The organism is Phocaeicola plebeius DSM 17135 (assembly GCF_000187895.1).
In the GTDB taxonomy this organism is placed as follows: domain Bacteria; phylum Bacteroidota; class Bacteroidia; order Bacteroidales; family Bacteroidaceae; genus Phocaeicola; species Phocaeicola plebeius.
Genome location: NZ_DS990118.1, coordinates 264237 through 287742, shown reverse-complemented (window position 1 = coordinate 287742; position 23506 = coordinate 264237). Strand labels below are relative to the sequence as shown.

20 protein-coding genes are annotated in these 23506 nt (G+C 42.5%); 12 read left to right on the top strand and 8 right to left on the bottom strand.

The window, feature by feature from the left end; all coding sequences use genetic code 11:
* Positions 1-69: 69 nt before the first annotated feature.
* Entirely contained in the window at positions 70-1353 is a 1284-nt protein-coding gene (locus BACPLE_RS01210) for a lipocalin family protein (protein ID WP_007558109.1), read from the bottom strand.
* A gap of 135 nt (positions 1354-1488) precedes the next feature.
* Positions 1489-3513 (bottom strand): tetratricopeptide repeat-containing sensor histidine kinase, encoded by a 2025-nt coding sequence (locus BACPLE_RS01205; RefSeq protein ID WP_007558108.1) that lies wholly within the window; start codon positions 3511-3513, stop codon positions 1489-1491.
* 220 nt (positions 3514-3733) lie between these two features.
* On the opposite strand from BACPLE_RS01205, the gene BACPLE_RS01200 reads away from it, so the two are divergent.
* Positions 3734-4507: a LytR/AlgR family response regulator transcription factor gene (locus tag BACPLE_RS01200; RefSeq protein WP_007558106.1), complete on the top strand. Its 774-nt coding sequence runs from the start codon at positions 3734-3736 to the stop codon at positions 4505-4507.
* Between the two features lie 49 nt (positions 4508-4556).
* On the opposite strand, the gene BACPLE_RS01195 is transcribed toward BACPLE_RS01200, so the two are convergent.
* Positions 4557-6104, bottom strand: a complete 1548-nt coding sequence (locus BACPLE_RS01195; RefSeq protein ID WP_007558104.1) for a sulfatase family protein — start codon at positions 6102-6104, stop codon at positions 4557-4559.
* A 24-nt stretch (positions 6105-6128) separates the two neighbouring features.
* Positions 6129-7361: a glycoside hydrolase family 88 protein gene (locus BACPLE_RS01190; protein ID WP_007558102.1), complete on the bottom strand. Its 1233-nt coding sequence runs from the start codon at positions 7359-7361 to the stop codon at positions 6129-6131.
* A 343-nt stretch (positions 7362-7704) separates the two neighbouring features.
* On the opposite strand from BACPLE_RS01190, the gene BACPLE_RS01185 reads away from it, so the two are divergent.
* Together BACPLE_RS01185 and BACPLE_RS01180 are read left to right on the top strand one after the other, a co-directional pair.
* Positions 7705-11745 (top strand): hybrid sensor histidine kinase/response regulator transcription factor, encoded by a 4041-nt coding sequence (locus BACPLE_RS01185; RefSeq protein WP_007558099.1) that lies wholly within the window; start codon positions 7705-7707, stop codon positions 11743-11745.
* Between the two features lie 30 nt (positions 11746-11775).
* Positions 11776-13317 (top strand): sulfatase family protein, encoded by a 1542-nt coding sequence (locus BACPLE_RS01180; protein WP_007558098.1) that lies wholly within the window; start codon positions 11776-11778, stop codon positions 13315-13317.
* Between the two features lie 154 nt (positions 13318-13471).
* Here the strand turns inward: BACPLE_RS01180 and BACPLE_RS01175 are convergent, their stop codons facing one another.
* Entirely contained in the window at positions 13472-13810 is a 339-nt protein-coding gene (locus BACPLE_RS01175; protein WP_007558096.1) for a translation initiation factor, read from the bottom strand.
* A gap of 110 nt (positions 13811-13920) precedes the next feature.
* On the opposite strand from BACPLE_RS01175, the gene BACPLE_RS01170 reads away from it, so the two are divergent.
* The 7 genes from BACPLE_RS01170 to BACPLE_RS01140 all read left to right on the top strand — a co-directional run bounded on the left by BACPLE_RS01170 (position 13921) and on the right by BACPLE_RS01140 (position 18621).
* Positions 13921-14574, top strand: a complete 654-nt coding sequence (locus BACPLE_RS01170; protein WP_007558094.1) for a redox-sensing transcriptional repressor Rex — start codon at positions 13921-13923, stop codon at positions 14572-14574.
* A gap of 4 nt (positions 14575-14578) precedes the next feature.
* Positions 14579-15196 carry a fumarylacetoacetate hydrolase family protein gene (locus BACPLE_RS01165; RefSeq protein WP_007558092.1) on the top strand — a complete coding sequence of 206 codons (618 nt, stop codon included), beginning with the start codon at positions 14579-14581 and terminating at the stop codon, positions 15194-15196.
* On the top strand, positions 15193-15672 hold the full coding sequence (ispF, locus tag BACPLE_RS01160; RefSeq protein ID WP_007558090.1) for a 2-C-methyl-D-erythritol 2,4-cyclodiphosphate synthase: 480 nt from the start codon (positions 15193-15195) through the stop codon (positions 15670-15672). The genes BACPLE_RS01165 and ispF overlap by 4 nt, the downstream gene beginning before the upstream one ends.
* Positions 15673-15685: 13 nt before the next feature.
* A complete protein-coding gene (locus tag BACPLE_RS01155) occupies positions 15686-16681 on the top strand; it encodes a glycosyltransferase family 2 protein (protein ID WP_007558088.1) in 996 nt (331 codons plus the stop codon).
* 60 nt (positions 16682-16741) lie between these two features.
* Complete coding sequence (gene radC, locus BACPLE_RS01150) at positions 16742-17431, top strand: RadC family protein (RefSeq protein WP_007558086.1); 690 nt, start codon at positions 16742-16744, stop codon at positions 17429-17431.
* Between the two features lie 85 nt (positions 17432-17516).
* Positions 17517-17837, top strand: a complete 321-nt coding sequence (locus BACPLE_RS01145; protein WP_022053104.1) for a metal-sulfur cluster assembly factor — start codon at positions 17517-17519, stop codon at positions 17835-17837.
* 19 nt (positions 17838-17856) lie between these two features.
* On the top strand, positions 17857-18621 hold the full coding sequence (locus BACPLE_RS01140) for a UDP-2,3-diacylglucosamine diphosphatase (protein ID WP_040312315.1): 765 nt from the start codon (positions 17857-17859) through the stop codon (positions 18619-18621).
* Between the two features lie 94 nt (positions 18622-18715).
* Here BACPLE_RS01140 and BACPLE_RS01135 read toward each other — a convergent pair whose 3' ends face one another.
* The 3 genes from BACPLE_RS01135 to pta form a co-directional block, all read right to left on the bottom strand.
* A complete protein-coding gene (locus tag BACPLE_RS01135; protein ID WP_007558080.1) occupies positions 18716-19756 on the bottom strand; it encodes a sugar kinase in 1041 nt (346 codons plus the stop codon).
* Between the two features lie 153 nt (positions 19757-19909).
* Entirely contained in the window at positions 19910-21109 is a 1200-nt protein-coding gene (locus tag BACPLE_RS01130; protein ID WP_007558075.1) for an acetate kinase, read from the bottom strand.
* Positions 21110-21206: 97 nt separating this feature from the next.
* Positions 21207-22217 (bottom strand): phosphate acetyltransferase, encoded by a 1011-nt coding sequence (pta, locus tag BACPLE_RS01125; RefSeq protein ID WP_007558073.1) that lies wholly within the window; start codon positions 22215-22217, stop codon positions 21207-21209.
* A 236-nt stretch (positions 22218-22453) separates the two neighbouring features.
* Between pta and BACPLE_RS01120 the strand changes: the two genes are divergently transcribed.
* Positions 22454-22804 carry a CidA/LrgA family protein gene (locus BACPLE_RS01120; RefSeq protein ID WP_022053109.1) on the top strand — a complete coding sequence of 117 codons (351 nt, stop codon included), beginning with the start codon at positions 22454-22456 and terminating at the stop codon, positions 22802-22804.
* Positions 22785-23480, top strand: coding sequence for an LrgB family protein (locus BACPLE_RS01115; protein ID WP_007558070.1), 696 nt, complete (start codon positions 22785-22787; stop codon positions 23478-23480). The genes BACPLE_RS01120 and BACPLE_RS01115 overlap by 20 nt, the downstream gene beginning before the upstream one ends.
* Positions 23481-23506 lie beyond the last annotated feature (26 nt).

Here is a 23506-nt window from a genome sequence, read left to right as displayed (position 1 = left end):
TAATTAATTAACTAACTAAAAGTTAAAAACGTACCGGAAGTAACGTAAAAGTCGCTCGATTTTTTTGTTTTATAGTTTACGGAATTCCATACCATCAGCAAGTACTCCATTTTCATAAATAGCGAGATACATCACGTGATCGGTTAGTTTTATTATTTTAAAGGCTTCAGTCTCTCCATCAACAGTGAATACTAGTTCATGAGAGTCAGAATTATAAGTGTAATTAAAGGTCATCTTATCTCCGCCTTCAGTCCAAATTACGTCGCTGAAATTTTGTCGGAATTGTAGGGTAATGGGGCTACCGTCATCATAGCTAAAACTGGTCCATTCGTCACCATATAAAAGAGATTCGTCACCTACTACGAGTTCATCAGGTTCTGGTATACGGAACAGTGTCATAGAACTTTCTTTAGTAAGATTTTCTCCGTCTGAGCTAAAAATGTCTATGGACAGTATATCTTGGGTTACTTGTTTTACCTGCCAGAATCCACCGCTCCAGCTTCCATTTTCAAAGAAATAGATACGGTTATAGGCATCATATTTGAATGCTACTGTATAGGGCGCTTCTTCTCCTTCATAAACAGAGCACAATTTGTTGCCTTCTTTGTTTGTGAATTCTATTGATGGCTTTCCTAAAAATCCCCATTTCCCGTAAAGAAGTTCTATCCAGGCCGTGTTTGTGTATACCGTTAGCGTAAGTTCCTGCCCATCGTTATCTTTTACTTTCAGCGTATCATTGGTTAATGAAAGAATAGTCCATCTCACTACTTTACCATTTACACGATGGAGTGTAAGCTGTTTGTTGGCTTCATCATATTCATAGGTAATATCGTTTGCTGATGTTTCTTCTTTAGCCTTGTAAGTTCCGTTACCATCATTATTGAAGGTATAGATGTCTTGTGTTTCCGAAATCCAGGTATTGTATAGCAGGGTAATGTCAATATCCGGTTCTGAAGTGGCATCTTTTTTCAAGGTTATCAATTCTCCTTCTTCATCTTTTATCTTCAGTGTATCGTCGGTCAGTGTGACAATGGTCCATCGCATGACATCTCCGTCGATATGAATCGTGATCGTTTGAGTCGATTCTTCATACGAATAAGTGAACGGATACGTGTCTGTGGCGCGTGTGCCTGTTCTACGCATCAGTTTTGCGGTAGACATCTCGTCTGTTTCTGTGTAGACTCCGGTTCCATCCGCATTGAATGTGATGTAAGTACCTTCTCCCATATACCAGGTCTTGATCAGCTGAGAAGGAATGTTTCCGATGTTTTCATCCTCGTTACTGCATGAGGAAACACCAATTAGGATTAGCATGAGCAACATGAGTGTGCTCGTTAATTTTAAAACTCTCATAACTTTGAAATTTAATGATATTATGCCACAAATATCCCGAAATATTCGTGGGAGGACAAACCGGTGAAGTCTCTTTTCTGTATGAGAGCGGGCAAATAGAGCATATCCTGCTATATTCTTCGTATGAAACGTATTTTATTGCCATTCATAGGAGTACTGATAAGGTATGAAGATACTGATGGCAGTTCCTTTTTCTTGTCCGGGCAGTATCTGGAAAGTAATTTTTTCTTTGTTGTGGGTGTTCAGTAATTGTATACTTTGGTAAATAATTCTGAGACCGGTACCAGTGCTTTCCAGTTTGTTGTTGGATGGAGCAAATGGAGAATATCTGTGTCCGTTGTTGTTAATGTGGATGTTGACTCCCCGACAGACTTCTTCAATAATCAAGTCAATATGCCCTGTTTGATTTAGGTTTGCAAACCCATGTTTGATTGCATTTTCAACAGGGATTTGTATCATCATGGAGGGGATTTGCAAATCGTCTACATTTCCGTTTTTATGCAAACTGAATGTGAATTGCTTACCTGTATCCTGTAATAACGCTACATAGTTGGATACGAAATCAAGTTCCTCCGAAAGGGGAATCGCAAAACGGTTGGACAAATCTAGTCCTTTACGTAACAGTCGGGTGATCCGTATCAGCCGTTGATGTTCGGAGGTAGATTCCGGGTGTTGATTTATTTCATTATTCAGCACATTGAAGAGGAAATGAGGAGAGATTTTTTCTCTGATATTTTGCATTTTCAGTTTACTGATTTCGTATATATGCTGTTTGAATTCTTGTTGCTGGTTCTTTTTGACTCGTCTTTTGTACTCGATAAAATACACGACAAGCCCTAAAATGAGAATAACGCCCAAAGCTATTTCCAGTTGGAGTGTTTTTATTTCATTTTTCTGATTGGTTATTGTTATGCGGTTTTTGAGATGGGTCGTATCATTTTTATATCGTAAATCGAGTTCAGCCACATAGTTGTTGTGTTCTTCGTTCCGGATTGAATCTTCTATCGGTAGCTGTGCTTCTAATATGGCCAGGGCTTTAGAGTAATTTCCGGTGCGTTTATAATATTCAGTTAGTACATCATTTCGTCTTTGTTGGTAGTTGATAGGTACATTTACAGTGTTGTCATGTGAAATCTGTTGAACTAGGTGAGCCGCTGTTTGTAAGTCATTTTGCTTTAATGCAAGTTCCAGTTCCATGGTCATGATATAGTAGATGCTAATTGCTACTTTTGTACTTTGGAAATAGGCCTTAGCTTTTTGCAGATAATCTTTGGCTTTATTCAAATCTTTGTTTAGCTTGATAGATAGGTCTGCATAATTTGCCTCTAATGTGGCATATTCTGAGGGCATATCATTCTGGTGCTGTGCTACTTCATCAAAAATCTTCATCAGATAGCTCCATGATTCTTCATACTTTTTTTGGTAGTAATAGAAATTGACGAAAGTATTTAGCAGAAAATACCGGTTATATAATGGCATATCATTAATCTGTGGATAGACCTTATTAAGATAATGATAGGCTTGTGGATAATTTTTCAGTTGTACATAACAGAATGCCAGCATAAAATAACTGTTGTTTCTGTAAATCTGAGGAAGAGACAGCGAATCGCATATGAAGAGAGCTTTTTTGTAGCAATAAGCTTGCATGGGAAGATCATTTAGTGTATAGTATACATAGCCTAGATTGTTATAGACATTGGGGAGTCTTTTATGCATATTCCCTCTTTGGTAATATTGGATAGCTTTTTCATAAGCTGTTTTGGCAGATAAAGGATGATTGGAGTTTTCCAGTAAAGAGGCTTTGTTGTTTTCTACTATTCCAAGAGTGAGGTAATGAATCGGTAATAATTTAGGAAGGCTAAGACAGAACTTTTCGCATCTGTTTATATAATAGAATGCAGAATCTTCTTGTTGTCTGGTCATAAGCAAAGAAGAATGCACGGCTTCTGCATAATAATATTCTGTACTGTCTTGTGCCTGTTGCTTGGCTTTTGCCAGTAACATTTCAGCTTCTTGAGGCTTGTATCTGATAATTGAATCTTGTAGCAGTGTAGTGAGTTGGGCAGATGGTGATTTTTCATAGTCTGTGGTATGCTTGCATCCAGTGCTGAGTAAGCAAGCTATCCAGCAGGCACACAGTAAGTAAACGATGCTTTTCATGATTTACAAGGATACATTAATATTTTGTGGACAAAAATACAAATTTTTATGGACGATATAACAAATATTGATTTAGGTGTTTAATTTAGTGCATAAAATACGAATAATTCTGAATAATGTGGTGAAATAAATACATTGGAGGCTTTGCTTCAGAAGTGGGGAAGTTGGATTGTTTGGTATTGTTTTCTACATTTGTGTGAGTTTTAAAAAATCAGTTTTAATGGAGCAAAAGGCATATAAAATATTTATTATAGAGGATTCAGATAAAGATAGGGAGTTATTGGAAAAAAGCCTTGCGTCATATAATCTGTTTCAAGTTGTAGGGTGTCTGCCTGGGAGTTCCGGAGCTTTGGCTCTTATTCAGCGTTTACATCCTGATTTGCTTTTTATTGACGTGGAATTACCCGGGCTTCCCGGATATGAGATTGTCAATAAGCTCCATGACGTGATTATGTGGGATATGAAAGTAGTTTTTTATACAGCTTATCCTCAATATATGTTGGAAGCAATACGGAGTGCTGCTTTTGATTTTTTGCTGAAACCTTTCGATATGAAGGAATTGGATTTGATTATAAATCGTTTTGTACAGGCAAAAATAGAAAAAAAAGAAGAAGTAAATATTGTGAATGGTATGCGTGGAATGGAAGGGGAAAGTGGTAAGGGGACGTTTTCTATTCAACTGCCAACGGGAGAAATTCGTGTATTGCGTCTTTCTGAAATAGGATACTTTAAATTTAATGCTTCGCGCAGATGCTGGGAGGTCTTTTTATTTATCCAGAAATTGCTGGCTATGCGTTCTTCTATCAATGCCATGAATATCTTAGGATTTTCTTCTCAGTTTGTGCAAATACATAAATCTTACATTATTAATATTCAACATCTTGCGATGATAGACGGAGATGAGTGCATTATGTATCCGCCGTTTAATGGAGAAAGGCTGCCTATTTCCAGTAAGTATAAAAAAGCATTGCAAAGTAGTTTTATTCAACTATAAATCAAAATCCCCGTTTCTCAAGATTATTCTGAAAAACGGGGATTTTAATTTAATAAGGAAGAATATCCGAAAGTATCTTTTGCTGATACCAGGGATCATCAATCTCCTTTAATTGTCTGGCCAGTTCCTGATAGAGTCCTTTTACGATTTCCGGATGTTCTTCCGGTGAAAGATTTTGTAACTGGTAAGGGTCTTTGACATCGTCAAACAAAAGGGTTTTTGTCAGCTTGTTTTCTCTGTCAATGTACAAAGCCAATGTGTAGTGCAGTGTCTTAATTCCTCTGGAGCGAGGGAAATAAGAGATTACATTACTGTCTTTATCTTTATCTCCATCCATGTTTTGGATATACAAGGCACCCGTAGGGCGAGTGACAGTCTGTATGGAATCTTCATAGAAAATAGGTGCATAATTACCTCCTTGTACATTTGCTGGAATATCCTTATCCAAGTTACAAAGTCCCAGCAGGGTAGGCATAATGTCTGGTGAAGACAGCAATAAGTTGTCAACACGAGGACGTATATGCTGTGGATAGCGGATAAGGAATGGAACATTCATGGATTCAGCATAGGGTGAATTCTTCGGATCGTCTGTAAATTGGCTGCACATGGTTTCTCCATGGTCGGAGGTAAATACCACGATTGTATTTTTATCGAGTTTCAACTCTTTCAGGCAATCCAGAATTTGTCCGAAAGCACGGTCTACTCCGCTGACTGAGGCAAAGTAGTAACGGGCAGACTCAGCCTTTTTTCGCTGTTTGTCTGCATTGGGACGAATCAGCAGACTGTCAATTGGCTGGTCTTTATACAGATTAAAGTCTTCCTCCATACAGTCGTCCAAAGAACGATATGGACTATGAGGAGGATTCATGCCTACCATAATGAAGAACGGTTTCTTGGGGTCACGCTGGTTTTTGTCATTGCGCAAGTAAGAAATGACTTGTTTAGCTTCATGGAGTGGAGACCACTCTTTCGGGTCGTGACGCTTTCCGTTTGTATCCCAATAGTGAGGGTTCTTATGTTCATCGAATGTACCATAAGAATACCAGTAATTAAACCCATGACGGCGTTCTTTCGGTGTATAGGCATCCCATACCGGGCGTTTGGTTTCTACATATTCTCCCGGGTTCTCCGGATCATTAGGAGTCGGGAAATCAGCGTGTAGTTTACCAAAATAGGCACAGTCATAACCGTTTTTACTGAATACATCGCTAACGCATTCTACATCCGTACGGAGTGAACTGATAGGACGTGTAGAATTACAGTTCAGAGGAATACCGCTTTTGTTGGGATACATCCCGGTGAGTAGAGATCCTCGGTGCGGACTGCTCAGCGGACAGTTGCTCATAGCCGAAGACAGAACTAGCGATTCCTTTGCGAATTGGTCAATATTGGGGGTGTGTACCGGATCGGCTGCAAAGTGGATGTGTTCTTTAAATCCATTTTCATGCCAGAACCCCATTGCCATATTACGATATTGGTCTGGAAATACGTAAATGACATTGGGGTACGCTTGTTCAGCAACTTGCTGCTTGCTGGCACAACTTTGCAATGAAAGCAATCCGATTCCCCCTATCAGTGAATAGGGAAGGTGCTTCATAGCGTATGTTTGATTATTTATGGTTTATTCGTTTACGAAAGAGAACGGCTGATTACTTTCGAGGTTTCTCTTGCGAATTAGTGCTTCTTCGTAATAGTAGTCTGCATAGTTCAGAGGTACATCGATTTCAGCTCCGTGAGGGATACTTCCTACTGAATGCATCAGGATAAAGTTTCCATTTTCTCCTACTTTTGCTTTATAGTCAGGACCAGACAAGTTCTTGACAATAGTATCTGCCAGTTCTTTATAATTCTTTCCTTGACAATATCCGTCCATTTCGTACAATGCTGAGGCAATACATGCAGCAGCTGAAACATCTCTTGGTTCATTCGGAATTTTCGGAGCATCAAAATCCCAGTAAGGAATCAGGTCTTTCGGCAGGTTTGCATCGTTCAGGTAGAAGTTTAATGTCTTTTCAGCCTGATCCAAATAGCGCTTGTCATGTGTGTAGCGATAGCAAGTGGTGTATCCATAGATAGCCCATGCTTGTCCACGCGCCCATGCTGATTCATGTGCATAACCTTGTGCAGTCTGGCGACTTCTTACACTTCCATCTTTCAAAGAATAGTCTACAACGTGGTAGCAGCTGTTGTCTGCACGGAAATGATTCTTCATGGTGTTGTCAGCATGTGAGACTGCAATCTTGTAGAATGTAGAATCTCCAGAAAGACGAGTAGCTTCGAACAAAAGTTCCAGGTTCATCATATTATCAATGATAACCGGACATTCCCATCCGCGTTCACCTTGCCATCCTCTGTCGGCATCCCAAGACTGGATAACTCCAGCTACCGGGCGGAAGCGAGTAGAAAGAGATTGTGCAGCTGTCACAATAACATCTTTATATTCCGGCTTCTTGCACAGACGATATCCGGTCAGATAGCTGCATCCAATCATGAAACCTACGTCATGATGCCATTTCAGGTATTTCACAGAGTCAAGGTCTTCTGTATATTTTTCAGCTAGTTTTTTCCATTTTTCATTTTTAGTCAGGTCATAATCCAGCCACATTGTTCCAGGGAAGAAACCACTGGTCCAGTCATCAATGGGTACATATACAATATTTCCCTTTTCGTCGATAGTACGAGGGTTCAAGATTTTCCCACTTTTTTCGATCAGGTCGGTCTGTAAAGTGTGTTGAGCTTCGATGTTTTTAATTTCATTTTCCAGGAAGTTGTCTGTCTCCGCCGGTTTTTGCTGGCAGGCTGTAAAAGCAATGGCCAGCATACTGATGAATCCTAAGTGCTGTTTGATCTTCATAAAGGTTGTATTAAAAAAGATTGTTTCGAATTTGTTCTCAAAATTAGGCTTATTGCTTGGTTCTTATAGGATAAAATTGTTCAAAAAGCGTCTTATTCTGTTTGTGAGACAGATTTTTGGTGAATTTTCAGTTTGACGAAATGGGATAAGTAAAAAGATGTAGTTTATTAGTGATATTCAGAATTGTTTTTACAAGAAGACAAATAAAAAAGTTTTAAGGGTGGTTTATATTCATAAATTGTACAAATGGTGTATACATATTGTATATTTTATTGGGGGCACTTGTATATTTCAAGATTTTTATCGAATATTGCAGGTAATAGCTTCTACGAATCTAAGAAAAATGAGAAAAATATTTTTGTATTGTCTTTTATTGATATCGTTAGCCGGACTATTCTCTCGTCTGGCTGCTCAAAATATAACCTTCAAGCATCTTTCTACTGATAATGGTCTGTCACAAATCTCTGTGAATGATATCTATGTGGACGAAAATAATCTGATATGGATTGGTACACGTGAAGGGTTGAACTGTTATGATGGGAATGATATTACGATTTATCGGCTGGAGAAAGAAAATCCGTATAGCTTGTTTTCAAACCATTTGTTACGTATCACTGGTGACCGTGAAGGGCATCTTTATTTGTTATGTATGGAAGGAGTGGCAAGCTTTGACATGGATACCCGTAGGTTTACCACTTTGTTGAGTGGAAAGGTGGATGCCATGACCTATCATAAAGGCTTGTACATAGCATGTGGTAATGAGATTTTTCATTACAATAAAGAAACTGGTAATTTTGATAGTTTTTTCCGTCTTTCTTCTGCCAGTGGGAGTATTTCATCTTTATTTTTCGATTCTTCCAAGCGCCTTTGGATTGGCACGGAGCATGACGGTCTTTATCGCTGGAAAGAAGGGCAGGAGGCGCTACATCTGGTAAGTGCGCAGCATGTGTCTTCTATTTTTGAAGATTCTTCACGTAATATTTGGGTCGGGACCTGGAATGGAGGTATTTTCCTTTTTGACAGCAATGATACGATGCGTAATTTACGTGCATCTTTATCAGGTGAACCTTCCCTGTCTTCCGATTTCGTACGCTGTTTTCAAGAAGACAATAAGGGAAATATATGGATAGGAACAGAAGCTGGATTGGATTGCATGGACATTGTGACGGGCAGACTGTTACATTATGGAGAAAGGGTGGATTCGTATGGATTGACTCATTCTTCAGTGTGGTGTATGCAAAAGGATGACCAGGGTACTATCTGGGCAGGAACTTATTTTGGAGGAGTGAACTATTTTAATCCGGAATATGCGATATACCGTTTTTTCCGGAAAGGGGAGAAGCCTTCTGAGGGGCTAAGCAGTCCGATTGTAGGAAACATGCTTGAGGACAAAAGGGGGCATATCTGGATTTGTACGGAAGGTGGTGGACTGAATCGGTTTGATCCGGAAACAGGAACTTTTCAGTGGTTTACTCATCAGTCTGCTGCTAATAGTATCTCGCATAATAATGTAAAATCAATCTGGTATGATGAGGTAGAAGACTGTATCTGGTTGGGATTGCATTTGGGAGGAATCAATAAACTGGATATAAAAACCGGACGTTTCACTGTGTATCGGAAAATAGAAGGAGATCAGGAAACTATTCCTTCGGATATCGTACGTGATATTGTACCCTATAAAGACAGCCTGGTGGTAGCCACTCAGGCCGGTGTCTGCCTGTTTTCGCGTACTACAGGAAAATGCCGTCAGCTGTTCCAGAATCATATGGAAGGGAAATTGATTCGTATGGTAGCTGATTTAGAGTTTGACAAGAATGGAGTCTTATGGATGGCGGTAACTGGTGAAGGGGTTTTTTCCTACAATCTGGCTACGGATTTGTTAACGCATTATGGATATCGTAATGAAGAATCTGGTATCAGTAATAATAACGTGAACAGTATTTTCTGTGACTATGAAAATAAAATCTGGTTTTCTACTTCGGGCAGCGGGTTGGACTGTCTGGATCAGAAAACAAATACTTTCCGAAACTATGATGTATCCAATAGCGGCTTTCCCGGAGATTGTGTTTATAAGGTTTGTGAGGGAAATCATCACGAACTGTTGATGATTACGAATCAGGGATTCTCTTGTTTTGATTATCGGAAGGGAACTATACGTAACTATTTATCGGAAAATGGTTTCCCGCTATATTCCGTGAACGAGAATGCCTTGTTCTTGTCAAAAAAGAAAGAAGTCTTTTTAGGAGGCACTTCAGGGATGGTAATGTTTGCCCTTGATAGTCTGAACTATGGTTCAAAACCCTATTCCATCATGTGGAGCCGTTTGGTGGTAAATGGTAAAGAGATAAGGGTTAATGACGCTTCTGGTATTTTGAAACACGCATTGAATCATACTTCACAAATTACTTTGCAGGCAAATCAGAATATGTTCAGTATTTATTTTGCCACTAATAACTATGTCCCTGAGAACAAGGAGTCGATGGAATATCTTTTGGAAGGTTTTTCTAAGGAGTGGACCAAAGTAAGGGAACAGCCTGTGATTACTTATACAAACTTAAATCCGGGAACATATACTTTGTGGGTGCGTTCGTCTAATCCTGACAGTTTAAGTAAACCCATCAGCATGGAGATTGTGGTAAAGCCACCGTTTTATGCTTCGAATTGGGCATTCTTGCTTTATGTTTTGTTAGTAGGAGGAATTGTTTACTACCTGATGCGGATGTATCAGAGCCGTGTAAAGCTACAGGCTTCGCTGACTTATGAACAGCGTCATTTGCAGGATATTGAACGTCTGAATCAGAATAAGTTACGTTTCTTCACCAGTATCTCACATGAGTTTCGTACTCCGCTTACCCTTATCATCGGACAGCTGGAAAAATTGATGCAGACTTCTCAGCTTTCTCCGTCTGTTTATTCGAATGTGCTGCTGGCTTATAAGAGTGGGGTACAGTTGAAGGAGTTGATAGGTGAGTTGCTGGATTTCCGTAAGCAGGAACAGGGCAAAATGAAACTGAAAGTATGCCGGATGAATCTGGTAAACTTTCTGAACGAAACATACCTGCTTTTCCAGCCTTATGCTGAAAGCAAGCAGATACATCTGGAATTCCATAAGTCACAAGATGATATTGAGCTATGGTTCGATTGGAAACAGATGCGGAAGGTAATTAATAATCTCTTGTCGAATGCCGTGAAGCATGTACCCTCTCAAGGTAAAATTGTAATGGAGGTTGGAGTAACCGATGAAGAGGCTTGGTTCTCCGTAGAAGACAATGGCAGTGGTATTCAACCGGCAGATATCGATAAGATTTTTGACCGCTTTTATCAAAGTTCATTAGATACGGAAATTAATGTAGGAACTGGTATTGGACTGGCCTTGACCAAGGGTATTGTGGAACTTCATCATGGCAAAATTTCTGTGGAGAGTGCACAGGGAAAAGGAACTAAGTTTATTGTACGTATTCCGTTGGGTAAGGAACTTTATTCAGAAGATGAAATCATTGAAGAAGGAGAAAATGCGATGGTCAGTCAGTTGACTCTTGACGCACAGAAGAAAGAGCTGGATACAGAGTTGTCAAGTGAACTGTTGCCGACGGAAGAAACATTCGTAGGGGGGAAAGATGGTTTCCGGCCTCATATCCTGATTGTGGAGGATAACGATTCTATTCGCCAAATGCTGGCAGAATTGTTTGGGGGAATGTATGAGGTGACGACTGCTGTCGATGGGCAAGATGCACTGGAAAAGGTGGAAGAGTCTTCTCCGCACATTATATTGAGCGATGTGTTGATGCCGCGTATGTCGGGTATTGAACTGGTGAAGCAACTGAAAGGAAACCTGGATACCTGTCACATACCGGTTGTATTGCTGACTGCCCGTACGGAAATAGAACAGAACCTGGAAGGACTGAAAATTGGAGCAGATGATTATATCACAAAACCTTTTGATTCTCGTTTGCTGGTGTTCCGTTGTAATAATCTGGTGAATAACCGTCTTAAATTGCAGGAGTATTTCACCAAACAGCCTACAGTAGAGACTCCGGTGTTGGCTACGAATCCATTGGATAAGGAGTTCCTTGACGAGGTGATTGCTGTATTTGAACAATATCTGGACGATTCTGACTTTACCATTGATATGTTGGCTCAAAAAATGCTAGTTTCTCGCACAAGAATGTATGCAAAAATCAAGGCAATAACCGGACAGACACCAAACGACTTTTTTATTACCCTACGGTTGAAAAAAGCAGCTTTCCTTTTGCGGAACAATCCGGAACTGAATGTAACTCAGATTTCCGATCAGACGGGATTTAGTTCTCCTCGTTATTTCAGTAAGCTGTTCAAAAAAGCATATCAGTTGACACCGATGGCTTATCGTCAAGGAGAAGAATAACATGTATTTTACTAACCTAAATATAAAAAGATGAAACAAGACCTTTTAGTTTGTATTTCTGCCCTTTCCGGATTGGCGGGACTGACCGGATGCAGTCAGGCGCAGAAACAGGAAGCTCCTAACCTGAAGCGTCCGAATGTGATTTTTATTTATTCGGACGATTTGGGTATCGGCGATTTGAGTTGTTACGGAGCTACAAAGATTTCTACGCCGAACATTGATAAACTGGCAGCTCAAGGGGTACAGTTTACTAATGCGTATGCAACTTCGGCTACGAGTACTCCGTCGCGTTACGGTATGTTAACCGGATGCTATCCGTGGAGAAAAGAAAATACAGGCATCGCTCCGGGTAATTCTGAACTGATAATTGATACTACATGTGTCACACTGGCCGATGTGTTCCATGAAGCTGGCTATCACACCGGTGCAGTCGGAAAATGGCATTTGGGACTGGGACCTGTCGGGGGAACTAATTTTAACGGTCTCATTAAGCCGAATACTCAGAGCATAGGTTTTGATTATGAGTTTATCATTCCGGCTACGGTAGACCGTGTGCCTTGTGTATTTGTAGAGAACGGAAGAGTTGCCGGTTTGGACCCTTCCGACCCGATTACTGTCAGCTATGACCATAAGGTGGGCGACTGGCCTACGGGTGAAGAAAATCCGGAACTGGTGAAACTGAAACCGAGTCAGGGACATAATAATACCATTATCAACGGAATACCTCGTATCGGATGGATGACGGGAGGTAAGGCTGCCTTGTGGAATGATGAGGAAATTGCCGATGTCATCACAGAAAAAGCGAAAAACTTTATCTGTTCGTCTACCGATAAACCTTTCTTCTTATATATGGGTACGCAGGATGTACATGTGCCGCGCATTCCTCATCCGCGTTTTGCCGGAAAGAGTGGTCTCGGTACTCGTGGTGATGTAATTCTTCAGTTGGACTGGACCATTGGTGAGATTATGAATACACTGGATAGTCTGGGCATTGCCGATAACACCTTGTTTATTTTCACCAGCGACAACGGTCCGGTGATTGACGACGGTTATCAGGATCAGGCCCGCGAAATGCTGAACGGACATACGCCGATGGGTATTTACCGTGGAGGAAAATACAGCTTGTATGAGGCTGGAACTCGCGTGCCGTTTATTGTACGCTGGCCGGCAGCTATTCAGCAGCCTTGCAAGCAACAGGGTTTGTTCTCTCAGATTGACGTGTTTGCGTCGCTGGCGGAAATCATGGAAATGCCGTTGGCTAAAGGAGTGGCCCCCGACAGTCATGCACGTTCGCAGGCTTTGATTGGAAAGGACCAGTCTGACCGTGAATACGTAGTGGAACAGAATCTGAACAATACGCTGGCTATTATTCAGGGTGAATGGAAGTATCTTCAGCCCAGTGATAAACCTGCATTGGAATTCTGGACCAAGACAGAACTGGGTAACGCTCCTGAACCACAGTTGTATAATTTACGAAAAGACCCGACGGAAAAAGAAAATGTAGCATCACAGAATCCGGAGAAAGTGAAAGAGCTTGCCACTTTATTGGATAAAGTAATAGCTTCGAAATAAGGAATTTAAATTGGACTAAAAAAACGTCCTTACGTTTGCAACAGAACGTAAGGACGTTTTCTTTTAAACACAAATACGTTTTGATTAAAACTCTCTGACGTTTTGTTTCAAACGTAAAGGCGTTTTTCTTTAAGTGTAAAAACGATTTATCTGCCTATTTTGTCTGGCTGTATCCTTCTGCTTTCAGCAGGTCGATAATGCGTTGTTTGAACTCTCCCTGAATGAGAATTTCTCCGTCTTTTACGGCACCACCCACACCACATTTGGTCTTGAGCATTCTTCCCAGTTCTTTTAAATCATCTTCCGAGCCGATAAAACCAGTAATGACGGTGACGGTTTTTCCGCCTCGTCCTTTTTTCTCAATACTGACCCTTAGTTTCTGTTGTTTCGGGTCGACAGTTGCCGGCTCTTCCTCCTCATCAAGCTGATAGCTGAAGTCTGGGTTGGTGGAATATACAATGTTCAGGCGGTCTTTCCAGTCATTCTTTTTCATGTGAATTTAATTTAATCTGCTTCAAAGGTATGACATTTTTCAGGAATCGTGTTCAGGGTTTACAAGAAATAGTTTAATTTTGCATTATTGATTAATTGAACACACTCCGAATGGCGGTACGAAGTCGTAAAATGACGGACAAGATTCCTGAGCCTACTTTACGCAGACTCCCGTGGTATCTTTCGAATGCAAAGCTGATGAAAGAGAAAGGGGAAAAGTATGTATCTTCTACACAGATTTCCAGACAAATAAATATTGATGCCTCACAGATAGCCAAAGACTTGTCGTATGTGGATATTTCCGGACGCACGAGGGTGGGGTATGAAGTGGACTTGCTAATCCGGGTGCTGGAGGATTTCTTGGGTTTTACGAATCTGCATAAAGCGTATCTGTTTGGTGTAGGAAGTCTGGGAGGAGCTTTGCTTAGAGACTCCGGTCTGTCACATTTCGGACTGCAGATAGTGGGAGCATTCGACATTAACCCGAATCTGGTAGGGACGACCGTAGAGGGAATTCCGATTTATCATACCGATGAGTTTGAAGAGCGACGCGCAAAGGACGGAGTGAAAATCGGTGTGTTGACCGTGCCTATCAATATTGCGCAGGATATTACAGACAAGATGGTGGCCGGAGGTATTCAGGCAGTGTGGAACTTTACCCCCTTCCGTATCCGTGTGCCGGAAACGATTGTCGTGCAAAATACGTCACTGTATGCACATCTGGCAGTGATGTTCAACCGTTTGAATGAAATTATAAAGAAATAACTCCATGAAAATTATTGCTATAGGCATGAACTATAGCCTGCATTGCCATGAACTGCATGCAGGAGAAGCCTTGCCCCAGGAACCGGTTATTTTTATGAAACCGGATTCTGCCTTGCTGAAAGACAGCAAGCCTTTTTTTATTCCTGACTTTTGTGAACAGGTGGATTACGAGACGGAAATGGTGGTGCGTATCTGCCGCCTGGGAAAAAATATTTCCGAACGTTTTGCTCATCGCTATTACGATGCCGTGACGGTAGGTATCGACTTTACCGCCCGTGACTTGCAGCGTAAGTTCCGTGCCGAAGGAAAGCCTTGGGAACTGTGCAAGGGATTTGACAGTTCGGCTGCCATCGGTGACTGGGTTCCGGTGGAAAAGCTGGGCGACATACAGAAGGTGAATTTCCATCTGGATATTGACGGAAAGACGGTGCAACAGGGCAATACAGCTGATATGTTATTTTCTGTAGACCAGATTATTGCTTACGTGAGCCGTTTCTGCACGTTGAAAATCGGTGACTTGTTGTTCACCGGTACACCGGTGGGAGTAGGTCCCGTGCAGATAGGTAACCACCTGGAGGGATTTTTGGAAAATGAAAAACTTCTTGATTTTTACATACGATGAAGATAAGAGTAGGATTTGGATTCGACGTGCACAAGTTAGTAACAGGGCGTGAACTTTGGCTGGGCGGTATTCGTCTGGAACATGAAATGGGTCTGCTGGGACACTCGGATGCCGATGTGTTGATTCATGCCATTTGTGATGCCTTGTTGGGAGCTGCCAACATGCGCGACATTGGTTATCATTTTCCGGACAATTCAGCTGACTTCAAGAATATTGACAGCAAGATTCTGCTGGAAAAGACCGTAAAACTGATTGCCGGAAAAGGGTATCGGGTAGGTAATGTGGATGCCACGGTATGTGCTGAACGCCCGAAGTTGAAAAAGTTTATTCCGGAGATGCAGGAAGTGCTGGCACGGGTGATGGAAGTAGATGTGGATGATGTATCCATCAAGGCTACCACTACGGAAAAATTAGGATTTACCGGACGTGAGGAAGGTATATCGGCCTATGCTACAGTATTAATTGAAAAAGATTAAAGGAGGATAAGAGATGAATCCGAAGTATTCTGTGGTGATTCCGGTGTACAACCGCCCGGATGAAGTGGATGAGTTGTTGCAGAGTCTGTGCAGTCAGACATATCGAAACTTTGAAGTGGTGGTCGTGGAAGACGGTTCTGCCATTCCATGCAAGCAGGTGGTGGACAAGTATGCAGAAGCGTTGGATGTGCACTATTTTGAGAAACCGAATTCGGGACCCGGACAAACACGCAACTATGCGGCAGAGCGCAGTCGCGGAGAGTATCTGCTGATTCTGGATTCTGATTGTATCCTGCCCGAAACCTATCTGGCTGCGGTGGAGGCAGAACTCCAGCGGGAACCGGCAGATGCGTTTGGAGGTCCTGATCGTGCCCATGATTCTTTTTCGGATGTACAGAAGGCCATTAATTATGCCATGACTTCTTTCTTTACCACTGGAGGTATACGAGGCGGCAAGAAGAAAATGGATAAATTCTATCCCCGTAGTTTCAATATGGGGGTCCGTGCCGAGGTGTACAAAGCATTGGGAGGATTCTCTGCCATGCGTTTTGGCGAAGACATTGATTTCAGTATCCGTATCTTTAAGGGAGGTTACCGTTGTCGTTTGTTCCCGGAAGCCTGGGTATGGCATAAACGTCGTACAGATTTGAAAAAATTCTTCAAGCAAGTGCACAATTCCGGTATCGCACGCATTGATTTGTATAAGAAATACCCTGAATCTTTGAAGGTGGTACATTTGCTTCCTGCTGTATTTACGGTAGGCGTTGTGCTGGTATTGCTGGCTGCTTTTATCTGTCCGTGGAGCCTGCTCTTGCTGGCTTTGTTTGCCATTATTATTTTTATGGATGCTTCTATTTGCAATAAAAGTGTAAAAATCGGTGGACTTTCTGTTATTGCTGCGTTTATACAATTGACGGGCTACGGTTCCGGCTTTTTGCGGGCGTGGTGGAGGCGTTGTGTATGTGGTGGAAAGTCTTTCTCTGCTTTCGAAAAAACGTTCTATAAATAAGAAGTTGCTCTCAATAGGGGGGTCGGTAGTTCGTCGGTATTTTAAGATAAAAATTGATACATGAACGAAAAACTGAATATTACCCAGTGGGCGGAAGAAGACCGTCCGCGGGAGAAAATGATGCTGCACGGTCCGGCAGCTTTAAGCAATGCAGAGTTGCTGGCCATCCTGATAGGTTCCGGCAATACAGAAGAGACGGCGGTAGAACTGATGCGGAAGGTACTGGATGATTGTCACAACCGTTTGAGCGAATTGGGAAAATATACAGTAGACGACCTTTGTCGCTATAAAGGAATTGGTCCGGCAAAGGCCGTGACCATTTTGGCTGCTTCTGAACTAGGGAAGCGCAGAAGAGAGGAGGAACCGTCTGAGCGGAAGAAAATTACCAGCTCACAAGATGTGTATGCCTTTTTTCATCCCCTGATGTGCGACTTGCCGGTAGAAGAATGCTGGGTGATGTTGCTGAATCAGGCTGCAAAAGTGATTGATACAGTCAAAATCAGTCGGGGAGGACTGGCCTCCACACAGGTTGATGTGCGTTGTATTTTGCGTGAGGCACTCTTGAAACGGGCCACTTCCATGATTCTTTGTCATAACCATCCCTCGGGAAACATTCGTCCTAGTCAGGATGACGATCGTCTGACTCATGCGTTGCTGGAGGCAGCACGTACTATGAACATTCGTCTGCTGGATCATGTGGTAGTTTCGGACGGCGATTATTACAGTTACGGGGATGAAGGGCGCCTTTAATCTCTTTTTTTATCGGCCGAAGGTGAAAAAATGGAGATTTTTCCCTAAGTTTGCGGAAAGAATAAAGATTGAAAGATTAAAGATTATGGACAACGAAACGAAGTTGAAGATTGAGGAAAAAATCATAGATATGTTGAAGACCGTGTACGATCCGGAAATACCGGTAAACGTGTACGACCTGGGCTTGATTTATAAGATAGACCTTCAGGAAAACGGAGAATTGACCATCGACATGACTTTGACTGCTCCAAACTGTCCGGCTGCTGATTTCATTATGGAAGATGTGCGTCAGAAAGTAGAATCGGTGGAAGGAGTGACTGCCGCTACGGTCAATCTGGTCTTTGAACCGGAATGGGACAAGGATATGATGACAGAGGAGGCAAAACTGGAATTAGGATTTTTGTAAGAAAAGGCTTATGGATGCGATGAAGAATGTATATTTCCTTTCGGATGCGCACTTGGGTTCGAGGGCCATTGCACACGGGCGTACGCAAGAGCGCAGGCTAGTGAATTTCTTGGACAGTATCAAGCATCGGGCAGCAGCCGTCTACTTGTTGGGCGACATGTTCGATTTCTGGTATGAGTTCAAGCTGGTGGTCCCCAAGGGTTATACCCGCTTTTTGGGGAAAATCTCGGAACTGACCGATTTGGGAGTGGAAGTACATTTTTTTATCGGTAACCATGATATCTGGTGCGGAGACTATCTGGAAAAGGAGTGTGGCGTCATCCTGCACCGTGAGCCGTTGACCTGTGAGATTTACGGGAAAGAGTTTTTCTTAGGGCACGGTGACGGATTGGGCGATAATGATCCTAAATTCAAGTTGTTGCGCACAATGTTTCACAGCAAGACTTTGCAGCGCTTATTTTCGATGCTTCATCCGCGATGGAGCGTAGAGTTTGGACTGGAGTGGGCCAAACACAGTCGCCTGAAAAGGGAGGGTGGACGTGAGCCTGATTATATGGGAGAGGATAAGGAACCGCTGGTACTATTCTCAAAAGAGTATTTAAAGAGCCATCCGGACATTAATTACTTTATCTACGGGCATCGTCACATTATGCTGGATTTGATGTTAAGCCGTACATCGCGTATGATGATTCTGGGCGACTGGATTACTGAATTTTCGTATGCGGTTTTCGATGGAGAAAATATGTTCCTGGAACAGTATATTGAAGGAGAGACTTCGGTGTGATACTGTTTGAAAAGGATAAGAAATAATTCAGGCGCTGAGGAAGAACGTACATTCTCTTCAGCGCCTGAATTTTTATAAGAGTTTGTATGGTTGTTTATCGAGCAACCTCCCCACTTTCCTGACGAGCGAGCAGTCCTTCTACTTCAGATACTTTCACCATGTTATAGTCGCCGGCAATTGTATTCTTCAGTACGGAAGCAGCCGTAGAGAAATCCACACGTTTCTGGTTGTCCTCGTATGCGTTCTGTGCATAAAGCATGGCACCGCAGAATGCATCGCCTACTCCCACGCAGTCAATCACATTGTCGATGTCGAACACACGAGTGTATTTCATTTCTCCTTGTGCATAAAGCACTCCTGCAAATGTGTGGTGTTCTGAACTCATCACATTGCGCAGGGCAATATAGATGTATTTGCAGTTTGGAATCTGCTGGCTGATTTCCTTACAGAACTTCTCATACGCTGCAGTATCGTATTTTTCACCGCTTCGGGTGGCCTTGAAGCCAGGAGCCGGAACTCCGGTGACAAGAGCGTATTCACCTTCACTTCCAAACATGATGTCACTGCTGGTCATGAGCGGACGTAATACTTCTTGAGCTGTTTTTCCATAGTTCCACAAGTTTTTCCGGTAGTTGATGTCGTATGAGATAGTCAGTCCCATTTCCTTGGCTATGTCAATAGCTTCCTTGCACACTTCAGCCAATCCGGGAGTCAGTGCGGCATCAATACCCGACCAGTGGAAGATGGATGCGTCTTTGAAAATTTCGCGCCAGTTAATCATTCCAGGTTTCAGCTCAGAGAACGAGGAATTCTCGCGGTCGTATATGACGTTGGAGTTACGCATAGCGGCTGCTTTCTCCATATAATAGGTTCCTAAGCGGTGTCCGCCGAAAAGAATGTGTTTGGTTCCGATATTGTGAGAACGGAGTTCTGCGATACAAGTCTCTCCCAGCGCATTGTCCGGTAATCGGGTTATATATTCTACCTCTCCGCCAAAGTTGGCAATGGAAATGGCTACGTTAGCTTCGCTTCCTCCATAATTAACCAGAAAGTCATGGCTTTGCTGGATGCGCAAGTTATCGGGAGTGGTAAGACGGAGCATGATTTCTCCAAATGTTACAATCTTTTTGCTCATAATAGAAGGTTTTTCGTTTATAGTTAGAATACGTGGGCAAAAAGAAAGAGGATACTTCCTGAAGGAATCTTTCTTTGCCTTTGTTTCTTGCGCAAAGATAGTGAATTCCTTTTCAGGAGGTATCCTCTTTTAACTCTTTTAGGATTCCTGCGATTATTTGTTGTTCAGGATTTCTGTAGTATCAGTAGCAATCATTAATTCTTCGTCTGTAGGAATAACCACAACTTTTACTTTTGAATTGTCAGTAGAAATGATGGCTTCTTTGCTACGTACTTTATTTCTTTCCGGGTCGATTTCTACACCCAGGAAGCCCAATGTCTTGCAGACACCTGCACGCGCTGTAGCCTGATTTTCGCCTACACCACCAGTGAACAGGATTACATCAACGCCTCCCATGGCAGCAGCGTATGCGCCAATGTATTTAGTAATGCGGTAGAAATACATATTTTCTGTCAGGATAGCACGTTCTTCACCTCTGGCTACTGCATCTTCCAGCTCGCGCATGTCGCTTGATTTTTCGAACATACCCAGTACACCACTCTTCTTGTTCAGCAAGGTAGACATTTCGTCTGGAGTCAGGCCTTCTTTCTTCATGATGTAAGTGATGGCACCACCGTCGATATCACCGCAGCGAGTTCCCATCATCAAGCCTTCCAGCGGAGTAAGTCCCATGGTTGTATCGATACATTTTCCGTCTTTTACGGCTGCGATTGAACCACCGTTACCGATGTGGCAAGTAATGATACGGCTGCCTTCCTGCGGGATGTTCAGGAATTCACATACACGCTTTGATACGTAGCGGTGAGAAGTTCCGTGGAAACCGTAGCGGCGGATACCATATTTTTCGAAATATGAATAAGGTATCGGATACAGGTAAGCGTAGTCCGGCATAGTCTGGTGGAATGCAGTATCGAAAACGGCTACCTGCGGTACTTCCGGCAGAAGTTTCTGTACGGCATAGATACCTTTCAGGTTGGCTGGGTTGTGAAGCGGGCCCAGGTCGCAGCATTCTTCTACAGCTGCAATTACGGCATCGTCAATCAGTACGGAACCGCTGAACTTGGTTCCTCCGTGCAATACACGGTGACCTACTGCTTTGATTTCGTGCAGGTTGCTTACTGCTCCATATTCAGCATTGGTCAAAGTATCGAAAATGAACTGTACACCAGTAGTATGTTCAGGTACGTCTTTTTCAATCACTTTCTTTTCACCGTTAGGCAAAGTCAGTTTCAGGAAAGAACCCGGAAGACCGATTTTTTCAATACCTCCTTGAGCGAGGACTTCTTTTGTAGTCATTTCAAACAATTTGTATTTGATTGAAGAACTACCGCAGTTGAGTACTAATACTTTCATATCTTATTAAATAGTTTTTTGTAATGAGGAAAACTATAATGCCACTCTGCAAGAAAAGTGAGTGGCATTATGGAAATAAATTATCGGAGTCGGATGATTACTGTGCCTTGGCAGCGATAGCCTGATTGGCAGTGATGGCAATCATCTTGTATACGTCGTCGATGCTACATCCGCGTGACAAGTCGTTTACCGGACGAGCGATACCCTGCAGGATAGGTCCTACGGCAGTAGCGTGGCCCAGACGTTCAACCAGCTTGTAAGAGATGTTTCCTACTTCCAGGCAAGGTACAACCAATACGTTGGCTTTTCCGGCGATTTCAGAACCCGGAGCTTTGCTTGCACCTACTCTTGGAACCAGTGCAGCATCTGCCTGCAGTTCACCGTCAATCTTCAATGTCGGGTCTAATTCTTTTGCAATTTTCAATGCTTCTACCACTTTGTCTACTACTTCGTGTTTTGCAGAACCTTTGGTAGAGAAGCTCAGCATAGCTACACGCGGGTCGATGCCTGCCACTGCTTTTGCAGTCTGAGCAGTACAGATAGCGATTTGTGCCAGCTGGTTGGCATCAGGTACAGGAGTTACAGCTACGTCGCCCATTACCAATACACCGTTGTCTCCGCATTCAGGAGCGTGTGTCAGCATCAGCATAGCACCTGAAACGCAAGTGATGCCCGGAGCAGTCTTGATAATCTGCAATGCAGGACGAAGTACATCACCGGTTGTATTGCGTGCACCTGCCAATTGTCCGTCTGCGTCGCCAGCCTTGATAATCAGACAGCCCAAGTACAAAGGATTCAGCACAAGTTTGCGAGCTTCTTCGATGGTCATTCCTTTTTTCTTACGAAGTTCGCACAGCAGCTGTGCATATTCTTCTTGTTTAGGATTGTTTTCTGGGTCAATGATGGTAGCTTTGTGGATATTACCCAATCCCCATTCTTTGGCCAGGTTCATGATTTCATCGGGGTTACCCAACAAAATAAGGTCTGCTACACCGTCTGTCAATATCTGATTGGCAGCTTTCAAAGTACGTTCTTCTGTTCCTTCCGGAAGCACGATGCGCTGTTTGTTTGCTTTAGCGCGTTCAACGATTTCACTGATTAAATCCATGATTTATATGTTAAATTGTAAATGCTTGTTGTGTGCGGTAACGAGCTTTTTGTTTTCCACTTGCAAAAATAGGTATTTTTGTAATATCTAGTTTGCAAAAAGCGATTTTTTTTGCTTTAAAGTATGCAAAAACCTTTCCATCCCTTGTAGATTTGAATAAAAAGCGGCTTAGAAGGAGATTGGTTTTTCTGATTATGTATTTTTGCACCGGTTTTCAAGATAAAATAAAAGGTATTATGATTCGACAGTGTTCTATTCTTTTTGGATGTCTGGCGTTAGGTGAACTGATTGTTTATTTGACGGGTATTAAGCTTCCTTCGAGCATCATTGGCATGCTGTTGCTGACTTTGTTTCTTCAGCTGGGCTGGATAAAACTGGAGTGGGTGCAGGGGCTTACAAATTTTCTGGTAGCAAATTTAGGGTTTTTCTTTGTGCCGTCAGGAGTGGCGTTGATGCTCTATTTCGATGTGATTACAGCGCAGTTCTGGCCGATTGTAATTGCGACGCTGGTCAGCACGATTTTGGTTTTAGTAGTAACAGGTTGGGTACATCAATTAGTTCGTAAGTATGGATTTTTTCGAAAATAAATTTTTTCTGCTGGCCATTACGTTTGGCTTTTTCTTTTTGTCAAAATTGTTGCAGAAAAAAACTGGATGGGTGCTGTTGAATCCTATCCTTGTGGCAATAGCTATGTTAATCTGTTTTCTTCAGTTTACGGGGGTTTCTTATGAAACTTACTCCGAGGCTGGTTCGTTGGTAGAATTTTGGTTAAAGCCGGCCGTCGTGGCATTGGGGGTACCTTTGTACCTGCAGTTGCGCATGATAAAGAAACAGCTGATGCCGATTCTGATTTCGCAGTTGGCCGGTTGTGTGGTCGGGCTGGTTTCGGTGACGATTATTGCCAAATTGATGGGGGCCTCTCCAGAAGTGATTATGTCATTGGCTCCAAAGTCTGTGACTACTCCGATTGCCATGGAGGTGTCGAATGCGGTAGGAGGGATTCCTTCACTGACGGCTGCTGTGGTTATTGTGGTCGGATTGTTTGGAGCTATCTGCGGATTTAAACTGCTTCAGGTAGGGCGTGTAGCCAGCCCGATTGCGCAGGGATTGTCCATGGGAACAGCCAGTCATGCAGTCGGTACTTCACGTGCCATGGAAGTGAGTGGCAAGTATGGTGCATACGCAAGTCTGGGACTGACCTTGAACGGAATTCTTACTGCTTTGCTTTCGCCTACAATTTTGCATATCTTAGGATTGTATTAAGATTTTGCTCTTGTATGGAATGAACT